At 75.1% G+C, this 13,173-nt stretch carries 14 protein-coding genes; 8 read left to right on the top strand and 6 right to left on the bottom strand.

What is annotated here, in order from left to right; all coding sequences use genetic code 11:
• Nucleotides 1–11 precede the first annotated feature (11 nt).
• The 4 genes from aroF to DSM104329_RS10945 form a co-directional block, all read right to left on the bottom strand.
• The gene (gene aroF, locus DSM104329_RS10960; RefSeq protein WP_259315477.1) at nucleotides 12–1,040 is read right to left on the bottom strand and encodes a 3-deoxy-7-phosphoheptulonate synthase; all 1,029 of its coding nucleotides are present in this window, start codon (nucleotides 1,038–1,040) and stop codon (nucleotides 12–14) included.
• Between the two features lie 175 nt (nucleotides 1,041–1,215).
• Nucleotides 1,216–2,295 carry a histidinol-phosphate transaminase gene (hisC, locus tag DSM104329_RS10955; protein WP_259315476.1) on the bottom strand — a complete coding sequence of 360 codons (1,080 nt, stop codon included), beginning with the start codon at nucleotides 2,293–2,295 and terminating at the stop codon, nucleotides 1,216–1,218.
• Nucleotides 2,292–2,657 carry a chorismate mutase gene (aroH, locus tag DSM104329_RS10950; protein ID WP_259315475.1) on the bottom strand — a complete coding sequence of 122 codons (366 nt, stop codon included), beginning with the start codon at nucleotides 2,655–2,657 and terminating at the stop codon, nucleotides 2,292–2,294. Before aroH ends, hisC begins: the two co-directional genes overlap by 4 nt.
• Before the next feature lie 12 nt (nucleotides 2,658–2,669).
• A complete protein-coding gene (locus DSM104329_RS10945) occupies nucleotides 2,670–3,410 on the bottom strand; it encodes a pseudouridine synthase (RefSeq protein ID WP_259315474.1) in 741 nt (246 codons plus the stop codon).
• Between DSM104329_RS10945 and rlmN the strand changes: the two genes are divergently transcribed.
• The 8 genes from rlmN (at nucleotide 3,409) to DSM104329_RS10905 (ending at nucleotide 11,788) form a co-directional block, all read left to right on the top strand.
• Nucleotides 3,409–4,386, top strand: coding sequence for a 23S rRNA (adenine(2503)-C(2))-methyltransferase RlmN (gene rlmN, locus DSM104329_RS10940; protein WP_259315473.1), 978 nt, complete (start codon nucleotides 3,409–3,411; stop codon nucleotides 4,384–4,386). The two genes, DSM104329_RS10945 and rlmN, sit on opposite strands and share 2 nt — an antisense overlap.
• Nucleotides 4,387–4,593: 207 nt before the next feature.
• Nucleotides 4,594–4,956, top strand: a complete 363-nt coding sequence (locus tag DSM104329_RS10935) for an ArsR/SmtB family transcription factor (protein WP_259315472.1) — start codon at nucleotides 4,594–4,596, stop codon at nucleotides 4,954–4,956.
• 1 nt (nucleotide 4,957) lies between these two features.
• Nucleotides 4,958–6,889 (top strand): proton-conducting transporter transmembrane domain-containing protein, encoded by a 1,932-nt coding sequence (locus DSM104329_RS10930; RefSeq protein WP_259315471.1) that lies wholly within the window; start codon nucleotides 4,958–4,960, stop codon nucleotides 6,887–6,889.
• Nucleotides 6,886–7,803: a respiratory chain complex I subunit 1 family protein gene (locus DSM104329_RS10925; protein ID WP_259315470.1), complete on the top strand. Its 918-nt coding sequence runs from the start codon at nucleotides 6,886–6,888 to the stop codon at nucleotides 7,801–7,803. Before DSM104329_RS10930 ends, DSM104329_RS10925 begins: the two co-directional genes overlap by 4 nt.
• The gene (locus tag DSM104329_RS10920) at nucleotides 7,800–8,417 is read left to right on the top strand and encodes a hypothetical protein (RefSeq protein ID WP_259315469.1); all 618 of its coding nucleotides are present in this window, start codon (nucleotides 7,800–7,802) and stop codon (nucleotides 8,415–8,417) included. Before DSM104329_RS10925 ends, DSM104329_RS10920 begins: the two co-directional genes overlap by 4 nt.
• Nucleotides 8,410–9,891, top strand: coding sequence for a proton-conducting transporter transmembrane domain-containing protein (locus tag DSM104329_RS10915; protein WP_259315468.1), 1,482 nt, complete (start codon nucleotides 8,410–8,412; stop codon nucleotides 9,889–9,891). Before DSM104329_RS10920 ends, DSM104329_RS10915 begins: the two co-directional genes overlap by 8 nt.
• On the top strand, nucleotides 9,888–11,321 hold the full coding sequence (locus DSM104329_RS10910; protein WP_259315467.1) for a hydrogenase large subunit: 1,434 nt from the start codon (nucleotides 9,888–9,890) through the stop codon (nucleotides 11,319–11,321). The genes DSM104329_RS10915 and DSM104329_RS10910 overlap by 4 nt, the downstream gene beginning before the upstream one ends.
• A complete protein-coding gene (locus DSM104329_RS10905) occupies nucleotides 11,321–11,788 on the top strand; it encodes an NADH-quinone oxidoreductase subunit B family protein (RefSeq protein ID WP_259315466.1) in 468 nt (155 codons plus the stop codon). The genes DSM104329_RS10910 and DSM104329_RS10905 overlap by 1 nt, the downstream gene beginning before the upstream one ends.
• Nucleotides 11,789–11,825: 37 nt before the next feature.
• On the opposite strand, the gene scpB is transcribed toward DSM104329_RS10905, so the two are convergent.
• Together scpB and DSM104329_RS10895 are read right to left on the bottom strand one after the other, a co-directional pair.
• On the bottom strand, nucleotides 11,826–12,416 hold the full coding sequence (gene scpB, locus DSM104329_RS10900; RefSeq protein ID WP_259315465.1) for an SMC-Scp complex subunit ScpB: 591 nt from the start codon (nucleotides 12,414–12,416) through the stop codon (nucleotides 11,826–11,828).
• On the bottom strand, nucleotides 12,413–13,171 hold the full coding sequence (locus DSM104329_RS10895; RefSeq protein ID WP_259315464.1) for a segregation and condensation protein A: 759 nt from the start codon (nucleotides 13,169–13,171) through the stop codon (nucleotides 12,413–12,415). The genes scpB and DSM104329_RS10895 overlap by 4 nt, the downstream gene beginning before the upstream one ends.
• Between the last annotated feature and the right edge of the window lie 2 nt (nucleotides 13,172–13,173).

The following is a 13,173-nucleotide window of genomic DNA, read 5'->3' as shown; positions in this document are numbered from 1 at the left end:
CCCGCCGGCCGCTACGCGGTCACGGTGCTGACCTTGCCGGCCAGCTCCGCGGCGCGCGCGACCTTCTGCGCGTAGTCGGAGAACGTGTCGGTCGGGATCTGCTGCGGGCCGTCGCAGATCGCCTCGTCGGGCTCCGGGTGCGTCTCGACGATGATCCCGTCGGCGCCCGCCGCGGCCGCGGCCAGCGACAGCGGCGCCACCCAGTCGCGCCGGCCCGGCGCATGGCTCGGGTCGATGATCACCGGCAGGTGCGAGAGCTCCTGGAGCACCGGGATCGCCGTGATGTCGAGCGTGAAGCGGTAGGCGGTCTCGAACGTCCGGATGCCGCGCTCGCACAGCATCACGTTCTCGTTGCCCTCCTTGAGCACGTACTCGGCGCTCATGAGCAGCTCCTCGAGCGTCGAGGACAGCCCGCGCTTGATCATCACCGGCAGGCCGCTGCGCCCGACCTCGGACAGCAGCGTGTAGTTCTGCATGTTGCGGGCGCCGATCTGCACGACGTCGGCGACCTCGGCCAGCGCTTCGACGTCGCGGACGTCCATGAGCTCGGTCACGATCGGCAGGCCGGTGGCCGCCTTGGCCTCGGCGAGCAGCCGCAGTCCCTCCTGGCCGAGGCCCTGGAAGGAGTACGGCGACGTTCGCGGCTTGTAGGCCCCGCCGCGCAGCATTGCGGCGCCGGCGTCCTTGACGACCTGGGCGACGGTCATCAGCTGGTCGCGCGACTCGACGGTGCACGGCCCGGCGATCAGCGCGAAGTGCTCGCCGCCGACCTTGCGCCCGGCGATCTCGAGCGTCGAGCGTCCTCCGCCGCGCAGCTGGGAGGAGGCGAGCTTGTAGGGCTTGAGGATCGGCACCACCTGAGCGACGCCGGCATGGCCCTCGAGGCCGAGCCGCGCGACGTGGTCGCGGTCGCCGATGGCACCGATCAGCGTCAGCTCGTCGCCGGGGCTGACGTGGGCGCGCGCCCCCACGCTCTCGATGCGCTCGACGACCGCTGCCACCTGGTCCTCGGTCGCCGTCTGCTTCATCACGATCAACATGTCGTCTCTTCTCTACGCCTGGTCAGGGAACGGGTTTCCACGTCGAGGGCGCTCGGTGAGCCGGAACTGGTCTCGCGGCAAGGTGCGGCCGAGCGCCTAGCGAAATCGCCAGGCGTACGCGTAGCCGAAGAAGGTGCCGAAGGTGGCGGGCTGGCTACGCATGACGCGGCCCAGGCTACAGAAGCGTGCCGAGCTCCGCCAGGAAGCGGTCGTTCTCGTGCGGCAGCCCGTACGTGACGCGCAGGAAGCCGGGCTCGCCGAGCGCGGTGCCCGAGCGCACCAGAACGCCCCGCTCGGCCAGCGCGTTGACGATCGCGAGCTCCTGCTCGGGCTCGCCCACGCGAAACCAGGAGAAGTTCGCGTGGGACTCGAGCGGCTCGATGCCCAGGCGGCGCAGCCCGGCGTCGAGCTGCAGGCGGGCGGCGACGGCGCGCTCGACGCGCTGGGCGACGGCGTCCTGATGGCGGATCGCCTCGACGGCCGCGGCCTGTGCGACGGCGTTGGCCGAGAACGGCTGGCGGACCGAGTACAGCGCCTGGCAGAGGTCCACCGAGCCGCACAGGACGAAGCCGACCCGCAGCCCGCACAGCCCGTAGACCTTCGAGAACGTGCGCAGGAGCGCGGCGTTGGGGAACCTGCGCAGCAGCGGGATGGTGTCGTCGGGATCGCCGAGCAGCGAGTACTCGCAGTACGCCTCGTCGATGAGCACCCACACGTGGCGCGGCACGCGCTCGAGGAACGCCTCGATCTCCTCGAGCGGCAGCGCGGTCGAGGTCGGGTTGTTCGGGTTGCAGACGACGACGAGCCGGGTCGCCGCGGTGATCTCGGTGATCAGGCCGTCGAGGTCGACGTAGTCGTCCTTCAGCGGGACGCGCACCTCCGTGGCCCCGGCGGCGGTGCCCATGTGCGGGTACAGGCTGAACGACGGCCATGGGTAGACGATCTCGGCGCCCGGGTCGAGCAGCGCATCCCCCGCGGCGAGGAGCAGGTCGCTGCCGCCGTTGCCGATCGCGATGCGCTCGACCGGCACGCCGTAGCGGTCCGACAGGCTCTCGCGCAGCGCGCCCTGCGACGGATCGGGATAGCGGTTGAGGTCCTGCAGCGCCCGTTGCGCCGCCTCGAGGACCTCGGGCAGCGGCGGATCGGGCGACTCGTTGGAGGCCATGCGCGCGATGTCGCCCTTCCAGGCGTAGCCGGGGGCGGCGGGATACTTCGGCAGGCGGCCGACGCGGCCGGAGAACTCGGACGGGCTCACTGGGCGGCGTCGAGGTCGGCGCGCAGCGAGCGCGCGTCGTGCAGGTAGACGTGCTGGGGGTCGTGGTCCTCGGCGGCATGGAAGTGCATGAGCAGCCGGATGACGAGCGGCAGCGAGCCGGGGACCGGGATCTCGCGCGTGCAGATCAGGGGGACGCGCTCGAAGCCCATGTGGCGGGCGGCGGTCGCCGGGAACGCGGCGTCGAGGTCGTCGGTCACCGTGAAGATGCACGAGACCACGTCGTCGGGCCGCAGCGCGTTGCGCTCGAGGACCTCGTGCATGAGCTCGGTGGTGGCGGCCAGGATGCGGTCGGCCTCGTTGGCGTCGACGGTCGTGGCTCCGCGCAGGGCGAACAGGCGCATGGCGCGCGGATGCTACCGGCGCGCTCGGGGCGCCCGGCCGCCCGCGCCGCCGCGATCCGGCGCGTACCTGCGCAGCTGCTCGACCTCCGCGGGGGTCAGCCGGCGCGAGGCTCCCTCCGCGAGGTCGGTGAGGCGCAGCGGACCGAAGGCGATGCGCTGCAGCTCCTTCACCGGGTGGCCGACCGCGTCGAGCATCCGCCGGATCTGGCGCTTGCGGCCCTCGTGGATCGTGATCTCGAGCTGGGTGGGCGAGATCCGCCGCACGCGCGCCGGCGTGGTCCGGCCGTCGTCGAGCTGCACACCCTCGCGCAGCTTGCGCAGCTCGTGCTCGCGCACCGGCGGCCGGGCGACCGTGGCGAGGTAGGTCTTCGGGACCTCGAACCGGGGATGGGTGAGCCGGTTGGCGAGCTCGCCGTCGTCGGTGAGCAGGATGAGGCCGGTGGAGTCGGCGTCGAGACGGCCGACGGGATAGATCCGGGCCGGCGTCCTGACGAGCTCGACGACGGTGCGGCGGCCGTGGGTGTCCTTGGCGGTGGAGACGACGCCGCGGGGCTTGTTCAGCACGTAGACGACCGTGCGCGGGGCGGGCCTGACCGGCGCGCCGTCGAACGCCACCCCGCTGTGCTCGCCGACGTCGCGGGCGGGGTCGGTGACGGTCTCGCCGCCGACCGTCACCCGCCCGGCGCGGATGAGCTCCTCGGCGGCGCGACGGGACGAGACGCCGCCATGGGCGAGATACCGTGAGAGACGCATGGACCTCGAACTCTTGCAGCAGGCGCTGGCGGGCCAGCCGGCCTACCGGGCGCGGCAGGTGTGGTCCTGGGCCGCCCGCGGCGCGAGCGGCTACGACGAGATGACCGACCTGCCCGCCGCGATGCGGGCGCGGCTGGCCGAGGACGTGCCCTTCTCGACGCTCGCCGTCGCCGACGAGGCGGTGTCACGCGACGGGACGATCAAGACGCTGTTCCACACCGCCGACGGGCGGCCAGTCGAGGCGGTGCTCATGCGCTACCGCGACGGGCGGCGCTCGATCTGCGTGTCGTCGCAGTCGGGATGTCCGCTGACGTGCACCTTCTGCGCGACCGGCCGCATGAAGTTCGGGCGCAACCTGACCGAGTCGGAGATCCTCGACCAGGTCCTGCACTTCCGGCGCATCGAGCCGGTCGACCACCTCGTGTTCATGGGGATGGGCGAGCCGCTGCTCAACGTGGACAACGTCCTCGCGGCGGCGCGGCGGCTGCCGGACGTGGGGATCACGCACCGGCGCACGACGGTCTCGACCGTCGGCTGGCTGCCCGGCATCGGGAAGGTCACCGGCTGCGGGATGCCGCTGCAGATCGCGTTCTCCCTGCATGCGCCGGACGACGCGCTGCGCTCGGAGCTCATGCCGGTCAACGAGCGCTACCCGCTGGCGGACGTCCTCGCCGCGTGCCGGGCCCATCACGAGCAGACGAACCGCACGGTGTTCATCGAGTACGTGATGCTGGCCGGCGTCAACGACCGCTACGAGCAGGCGCTCGAGCTCGCCCGGCTCCTGGGCCCGGGCTACACGTTCAAGGTCAACCTCATCCCGTACAACCCGACGGACTCGGTGTACGAGGGCTCGTCGCGCGAGGCGATCGCGGCGTTCGAAGCGGTGCTGACCGAGCACGGCGTGCCGGCGACCGTGCGCCTGACCCGCGGCCGCGACATCGCGGCGGCGTGCGGGCAGCTCGCCGCCACGCGCTGAGCGCCGCGCGCCCCGGCCCACGCCGCGCCCCGAACCAAGCCGCGCCCCCCCAACCACGCCGCGCCATGCCCCGCCCCGCGCCCGGCCCCGCCCCACGACGCGCTCCCGCGACGTCGAGCGTCGAGTTTCTGCGGCGCAGACGGAGAAAGTCGACGTTGGGTTTCCGTCGGCCTTTTGCTGATCTTAAAATGTTCTAAGATTCAAATCATGCCGACCTCGCAACCGCCGGTGTTCGTCCGCAAGGCGGAGCTGTTCCGCGCGCTGGGGCATCCGGCGCGCATCCGGATCCTCCAGCTGCTGCGCGACGGCGAGCGGACCGTGGGCGACCTGCAGGCGGCGCTCGACCTCGACTCGAGCGGCACCTCGCAGCACCTGGCGGCCCTGCGCAAGCAGGACCTCGTCGAGACGCGCCGCCAGGGCACGAACGTCTTCTACCGGGTCAAGGACCGCCGGACCCTCGAGCTGCTGCAGCTGGCCAAGGAGATCCTGACCAGCAGCCTCGAGGGCAGCCGGACGCTGCTGCAGGACCTCGCCGGGGAGGAGTTCGAGCCCTCCCGGAGCCGGGCCTGACGTGACGCCCGCCACCGCGATCTGCCTCGCCGGCGCCGCCGGTCTGGTACTCGGCGGCGCGCTGCCGGCGGCGTCCCGCGCCGCCGCGGCCCTGCGCGCCGGCCTGACGCTGCAGGCGCTCGGCGCGGCGCTGCTCGGCGTCGGGGGCGTCGCGATCCTGGCCGCCGGCGGCACGACCGGCGCTCCGCTGTCGGCGCAGATCCGGCCCGCGCTCGGGCTCGACCCGCTCAGCGGGCTGTTCCTCGTCGTGCTCGGCCTCACCGCGACGCCGGCCCTGCTCTTCGCGCGCGGCTACCTGCCGGGCGGCCACGCGCCGCGGGCCGTGGCCGTGCTCACCGCGGCCTTCCTGCTCTCGCTCGCCGGGCTGCTCGCCGCCCGGGACGTCACGACGTTCCTCGGCTTCTGGGAGGCGATGACGATCGTGCCCGCCGCCGCCATCCTCGCCGCGCGGCGCGACGACGAGGCGCGCTCCGCGGTCCTGCTGTACCTCGGGATCACCCACCTCGGGGGCGCGGGCGTCTGGGTCGCGCTCCTGGCCCTTGTGCTCGCCGGACCCGGCGGGGCGACGGGCACGCTCATCGCCGTCGCGGCGCTCGTCGGGTTCGGCACGAAGGCGGGCCTCGCGCCGCTGCACGCCTGGCTGCCGCGCGCGCACCCCGTCGCCCCCGCCCACCTCTCGGCGCTGATGTCGGGGCTCATGGTCAAGGTCGCCCTGTACGGACTGATACGGGTCGAGCTCGAGTGGCTCGCGCCCGCTCCGCTGTGGCTCGGCCTCGTGCTCATGGGGCTCGGGCTCGCGTCGGCGCTGGGCGGCGTCCTGTACGCGCTCGTGCAGGGCGAGCTCAAGCGCCTGCTCGCGTTCAGCACGATCGAGAACGTCGGGATCGTCACCGCGGCGCTCGGCGCATCGGTGGTGCTGGCCACGGCCGGCGAGCCCGAGTGGTCGGCCATCGCCTTCGCCGCGGGCCTTCTGCACCTCGTCAATCACGCGGTCTTCAAGACGCTGCTGTTCCTCGGCGCGGGCGCGTTCGAGCGCGCGACCGGCGGCCTGGACCTCGACCGCCTCGGCGGGCTGCTGCGGCGCATGCCGTGGACCGGCGGCGCGTTCGCGATCGGCCTGCTGGCGATCGCGGGGCTGCCGCCGCTCAACGGGTTCGCGTCGGAGTGGCTCGTCCTGCAGTCGATGCTCCACGTCGCGCTCGACGGGGCGATCGGCATCTCGCTCGCCGGGGCGGTGGCGCTGGCGGGGATCGCGGCGACCGCCGGCCTGGCGGCGCTGTGCTTCACGAGCGTGTTCGGCCTGACCTTGCTGGGCGCGCCGCGCCGTCCGGAGGTGGCGCAGGCGCGCGAGGCCGCGTGGCCGATGCGCGCCGGGATGGTGCTGCTCGCCGTCCCCTGCGTCGTGCTCGGCCTCGTGCCGGGACTGGTGCTGCCCGTGCTCGTCGACCTCGCCCCGTCCGCCGGCACGGTCCCCGCCACGCCCGGGCTCGACCTGCCGGCGACGGGCTCGCTGCCCACGGCGGCGCTGGCGATCGCGGTCGTCCTCGTCGCCGGCCTGCTCGTGGCGGCGCGCGGACGCCGGCGCGCCGCGCCGGCGCCCGCGTGGACGTGCGGCCAGCGGGTGGTGCCCGAACTGAGCTGGACGGCCGCCGGCTACGCGAAGCCGCTGCGGCTCGTGCTCGAGGCGGTCCTGCGCCCCCGCCGCCGGCTCGAGGTGACCGAGGCCGCGGGGGTCGTGACCGGGGTCGACTACGCCAGCGAGGTCGCGCTGCCCGTCGATCGCTTCGTCAGCGAGCACGCGGCGCGCCACGGGCTGCGCGGCGCGGCGTTCGTGCGCCGGCTGCAGACCGGCAACGTCCGCACGTACGCGGCGTACCTGCTCGCGCTCGTCCTCGGGCTGCTGGCCCTGGCGCGGACGGGAGCGCTCGGATGAGCGCGATCGCCGCGGTCGTGCAGGCCGGCGGGCTCGCGGTCGCGCCGCTCGTACCGGGGACGATCCAGGCGCTCAAGGCGCGGATGCAGGGGCGTCGCGGCCCGTCGCCGCTGCAGCCCTACCGCGAGCTGCGCCGGCTGTGGAGCCGCAGCGGCGTCGAGCCGCTCGGCGCCGGCCTTCCGTACCGGCTCGCCCCACCGGTCGTCGCCGCCTGCCTGATCCTCGCGCTGGCCATCGTCCCGGTCGCCGGCCGCTCCGGGCCGTGGGGGCTCGGCCACGACGCGTTCGCGCTCGTCGGCCTGCTGGCGCTCGCACGGGTCGCCGTGGCGCTGGCGGCGTGGGACACCGGCAGCGGCTTCGCCCTCATGGGCGCGGCCCGCGACCAGACCCTCGCGCTGTTCGCCGAGGCGCTGCTGGCCCTCGCGCTGCTGCTCGCCGCGCTGCCGGCCGGCTCGACCGATCTCGTCGCGATGTCGGGCTCCGCCGCCGGCACCGCCATCTGGACGGAGCCGGCGCACTGGTGTGCGCTGCTGGCGTTCGCGCTCGTCGTGGTCGCCGAGACCGGCCGCCAGCCGGTCGACAACCCTGACACGCACCTCGAGCTGACGATGATCCACGAGGGCCCGCTGCTCGAGTACGCCGGGCGCGACCTCGCCTACCTGCAGTGGGCGGCGGCGGCCCGCCACTGGCTCATGCTGCTGCTGGCCGCCGGGCTGTTCCTCCCCCATCCGGCGTCGTTCGCGGGCGCCCTGGGGCTCGCGGCCGCGGCCGTCGCCGCGGGCGCCGTCGCCCTCGCGGTGCTCGAGACCGCCCAGGCGAAGATGCGCATCCTGCGCGTGCCGTCGCTGCTCGGCCTAGGCTGCCTCGTGGCGCTGGCCGGCGTCGCGACCTGGGGCGCCGGAGGCGTCCTGTGAGCTCGGCGCTCGTCGCGGCGATCCTGCTGCTCGGCCTGGCGGTCATCGCCGTGCGCCGCCGCTCGGTCGCCATCGCGCTCGTCGCCGCGCAGTCGCTGCTGCTCAGCCTCGGCGCGCTGCACCTCGCGGCGGGGCGCTCCACCGAGTTCCTGGTCGCCGCCCTCGTCCTGCTGACGAAGGCGGTGGCGCTGCCCGCGCTGCTGGCCTTCGTCGTCCTGCGCACGCGCGAGCCGGCGCCCGTCACGCCCGCCGCCACCGCGCTCGTGCGGCTCGCGGGCGGCGTCGCCGTGGCGCTGGCCGGCGCCGCCCTCGTCCCGCCCCTGGGCCTGGCGAGCGCGCGGGTGGAGGACGCCGCGGTCGCGCTCGTCCTCGTCGGCATCTCGATCGTCGCGGCGCGGCGCCCGACGCTCTTCCAGCTCCTCGGGCTGATCGTCGCCGAGAACGGCCTGTCGCTCCTCGCGGTCGGCGCGCACGGCGGCGTGCCGTTCGCCGTCGAGCTCGGCGCGCTCGTCGACCTCGTGCTCGTCGTGACGGTCGCGGCGGCCTTCACCCGGCGCATCCATCTCGAGCTGGGCACCGGCAACACCGAGCTGCTGCGGGGCCTGCGTGACTGAGCACGCCCTCCTGCTCGCCTCGCTGACCGTCGGGCTCCCGGCGCTCGGCGCGCTGCTCGTCGCGGCGGCCCGCACGCCCCGCCAGGCCGACGCCGGCAACGTCGTGGTGGCGGTGCTGACCGCGGCCGTCGCGCTGACGCTCGCGGCGGTCGTGCTCGCCCGCGGCGGCGCCGCCCCGATCGACGACGGCTGGACGTACCTCGACGGCGCCGGCGGCGTGTTCCTCGCGCTCACGGCGGTCGTCGGGCTCGGCAGCGCGCTGCTGTCGCCGGTCTACCTGCGCCACGCAGGACGCACCGGCGCCGGAGCGCGCGGCTCGCGCGCCCGCTACTACGTCGCGCTGCACCTGTTCTGGGCCGCCCTGCTGGCCGTGCCGCTGGCCGGGAACCTGGGGGTCGCGTGGCTGCTCGTCGAGGCCACGACCGCCGCGTCGGCCCTGCTCGTCGCGTTCACCGGCAGCCGCCACGCGCTCGAGGCGGGCTGGAAGTACCTCGTGCTGACCTCGCTCGGACTGTCGGTCGCGCTGCTGGGCATCGTCGTGCTGACGATCGCGCTGCCGGGCGGCGGCCTGTCCACGCTCGACTGGCGGTCACTGCACGAGCACAGCGGCGCGGTGGCCCCGGGGGCCGGCCTGCTGGCCTTCGTGCTGATCCTCGCCGGCCTGGCCACGAAGATCGGCTGGGCGCCCGTGCACAACTGGCTGCCGGACGCGCACAGCGAGGCGCCCGCGCCGGTCAGCGCGCTGCTCTCCGCGGCGCTGCTGCCGTCGGTGCTGCTCGTGGCCTGGCGGGTGCGCGACGCGCTGGAGCCCGCCGTCGGCGCCAGCACGGCCCGCGCGCTGTTCCTCGGCTTCGGCCTCGCGTCGCTGCTCGTGGCCGTCCCGTTCCTGTGGCGGGCGCTGCCGTTCAAGCGGCTGCTCGCGTTCTCGAGCCTCGAGCACATGGGCGTCATCGCGCTCGGCGTCGGCTTCGGCACCCCGCTGGCGATCGCCGGCGTCCTGCTGCACGTCGCCGGCCACGGCCTGGCGAAGTCGCTCGGGTTCTACTCCGCCCTGCCGCTGCTGCGCCACGACCCCCGCGCGTCGCACCACGCGCCGGACGGCGTCGCCGCGACGAGCCCCGCCACCGCGGCGGCGATGGGCGTCAGCCTCGGCGCGCTCGGCGGGCTGCCGCCGTCGCCGCTGTTCCTCTCCGAGCTGCTGGTGCTGGCGGGCGGCATCCAGGCGGGCAGGACCGCCGTCGTGGCGATCGCCGCGGTCGCGCTCGCGCTCGGCTTCCTCGGGCTGCTGCACGCGCTGCTCGAGGGGGTCGTCGGACCCGCCCGCCGCCACCGCCGCCACGCGGCGCGGCGCAGCGAGCGGCGCATCGCGGCGATGACGGCCGTGCTCGCCATCGGGCTGCTGGCGCTGACCGCGGCCGGCCTCGCGCTGCCCGGCTCGGAGCTGGTCGACTCGCTCGCGACGGTGGCGCCATGACCCTTGCCGTGGCGAAGCCCACCGCGGCCGACGTCCCGCTGCCCCTGTGGCGCAAGGCGGTCGCCGCGGCGCTCGACGGCGGCGGGCGCTTCGCCGGCGCCTACGCGACCGATGACGGCGACGAGCTGCGCTGGCGCGTCCTCGTCGCGCACGGCGCCCTGGTGCGCTCGCTGGCCTGCCGCAGCGCGGCCCGGCGCGTGCCGAGCGTCGTGGACCTCGCGCCCGCGGCGGGCTGGGACGAGCGCGAGGCCCACGATCTGCACGGGCTCGGCTTCGACGGCCACGAGCCGCTGCGTCCGCTCGTCGACCACCCGGCCGACCCCTCCGCGTGGACGGTCCCCATGACCGGCGAGGGCGTCCACGACGTGGCGGTCGGTCCGATCCACGCCGGCGTCATCGAGTCCGGGCACTTCCGCTTCCACCTCGTCGGCGAGCGCATCCTGGCGCTCGATGCGCGGCTGTTCCACAAGCATCGGGGCCTCGAGCGCGCGGCGCAGGGCGGCGACGCCGACCACGGGCTGGCCCACGTCGGGCGGGCGTGCGCGGCGTGCCACGTGGCGAGCTCGGTGGCCTATGCGCAGGCGGTGGAGTTGGCGCAGGGGCGCCGGCCGTCCGACGACCTGCGCGTGGCGCGCACCCTCCTGCTCGAGCTCGAGCGCCTGTACAACCACCTCAACGACGTCTCGGCCGTCTGCGCGGGAGTCGGGTTCGCGCCCGGGGCGATGGCGTTCGCGGCGCTCAAGGAACGCGCGCAGCGGCTCAACGCGCGGCTCACCGGCCACCGGTTCCTGTTCGGCTCGGTGGCCGTCGGCGGGAGCACGCTCGCTTTGTCCGGCGGTGCCGCCCGTACCGCGGGCGAGGCGGTGCGTTCGATCGGCGACGACGCGGCAAAGGCGTGGCGGTCGCTCATGTTCGCCCGGTCGGTCCAGGCGCGCCTGGACGGCGTCGGGGTGCTCACGCGCGACGACGCCGTGCGGCTCGGCGCCGTCGGCCCGGCCGCGCGCGCGTCGGGCGTCCGCGAGGACGTCCGCACCACCTCACCGCGGCTCGCCTACGGCGACCTGGCGGCCGCGGTGCCCGAGGCTCCGGCGGGCGACGTGCGCGCACGCCTGCAGGTCCGCGCGCTCGAGCTCGAGTCGACGTGCGCCGTGCTCGGGGAGCTGCTGGCGAGCGGGGAGATCGCGCCCGGCGGCGTCGTGACCGCGGCCCGGGACGCGCCGAACTTCGGCACCGGCCTCGTCGAGAGCCCGCGCGGCGCCACGCTCTGCGCCGTGGAGCTCGACGGCGACCGCGTCGCGCGCGTACACCTGCGCACCGGCTCGTACGCGAACTGGCCCGCGGTCGCCCACGCCGCCGCGGGCAACCTCCTGCCCGACTTCCCGCTCATCAACAAGAGCTTCGAGCTCTGCTACGCCTGCGCCGACCGCTGATGCACGTCCTTCTCCGCCAGCTGAATCGCGTCCGTCGCGACGCCCGCCTGCCCCGCGGCCGCCCCGCCTCGCTCGCCGTCCGCCACGTCGATGCCGGCTCGTGCAACGGCTGCGAGCACGAGCTGCAGGCCGCCGCGAGCCCGTTCTACGACCTGCAGCGCTTCGGCATCGGCATCGTCGCCTCGCCCCGCCACGCGGACATCCTGCTCGTCACCGGGCCCGTCACCACCCGCATGCGCGAGGCGCTGCTCGCCGCCTACGCCGCGATGCCCGAGCCGCGGCTCGTCGCCGCGCTGGGCGATTGCGCGATGGGCTGCAACGTGCTCGGCGACCCGGCGGCGCTCGCCGAGCCGCTCGAGGAGCTCCTGCCCGTCGCGGTCCGCATCCCCGGCTGCCCGCCGACACCCGACGCGATCGCCGAGGGGCTTTTGGGCGCACTCGACGGCGGGCTGCCGCGCGTGGCCTGACGGGCGCCCGGCGCGGCGAGCCATGAGCCGAGGGGCGTCAGGCCGCGTCGGCCGGCGCCGCGGGCGCGCGCTGCTCGCCCGCACGCAGCAGGCGATCGCGCAGGTCGGCCGCCTCCTCGGGGCTCGGGTCCCACTGCGATGGGTCGGGCAGGTCGTCGAGGGACCCCAGGCCGAACAGCTTGAGGAACAGCGGCGTCGTCCGGTACAGGACCGCGCCGAACTGCGAGCGGCCCGACTCCTCGACCAGGCCGCGCTCCAGCAGCGTCTGCGTCGCCGAGTCCGACGACACGCCGCGGATGCGCGCCATCTCCGGCCGCGAGACCGGCTGCAGGTAGGCGATGATCGCCAGCGCCTCCGCCTGCGCCGGGGTCAGCGGCGGGGTGCGCGGCCGGGCGAGCAGGCGCTTGGCCGCCGCCTCGGCGACCGGATCCGTCGCGAGCGTGAAGCCGCCCGCCACCTCCTTGAGGATGAGCCCGCGCTCGCCCTCGGCGTACGCGCCGCGGAGCTCCTCGAGCGCCGCCGCCACCTCGTCGGGCCACGAGTCGACCGCCGCCGCCAGGTCCTCGACCGACACCGGCTCCGGCGACAGGAACAGCAGCGCCTCGACGATCCGGGCCATCTCGCTCATGCGACCGCCCGCCCCACGGCGCTCGGCCCCACGTTGACCGGCGTGATCGCGATGTCGCCGAACGGCTCGTCCTGCACCCAGGTCGCCTCGCCGCGCTTGTAGAGCTCGAGCAGCGCCCACACGGTGACGGCCACGGTGACGCGATCGGCCCCGCGGACCGCCTCGTCGAACGACGTCGCGCCGCGGCGCAGCAGGCGCCGCAGGTGGCCCAGCCGGTCGGCGACGCTGACCGTCGGCATCGTCACGTGGCTCAGCGACACCTCGGGAGGCGGCGTGAGCAGGACGCCGAGCGCCCTGCCGAGCCGCGCCGGGTCGTACACCCCGTCGAGCTCGGCCAGATCCGGGCGCTTGATCCACGCCGGCGGCGGCGCCGACCGGTAGCGGACGCCCTCCTCGGCCTCGAGCCGGGCCCGCAGGTCGCCCGCCGCGCCGCGATAGCGCATGGCCTCGAGCATCCGCGCCAGCAGCTCCTCGGCCGCCTCGCCGGGCTCGAGGTCGAGCAGCTCCTCCTCCTCGCGGGGCAGCATGAGCCGCGACTTCAGCTCGAGCAGCGACGCGACCAGCACGAGGAACTCCGTCGCCTGCTCGAGGTCGAGCTCGCCGCGCGCCTCGAGATGGTCGAGGTACGCGAGGACCACGTCGGCCATCGCCACCTCGAGCAGGTCGACCTCCTCGCGCAGCACGAGCGAGAGCAGGAGATCGAACGGCCCGGTGAAGACGTCGAGGTCCAGCTCCAGGTCGGCGACGACGGACATGG

This window comes from Capillimicrobium parvum, from assembly GCF_021172045.1.
Classification (GTDB): Bacteria; Actinomycetota; Thermoleophilia; order Solirubrobacterales; family Solirubrobacteraceae; genus Capillimicrobium; species Capillimicrobium parvum.
This window is presented reverse-complemented; position numbering and strand designations above follow the sequence as displayed.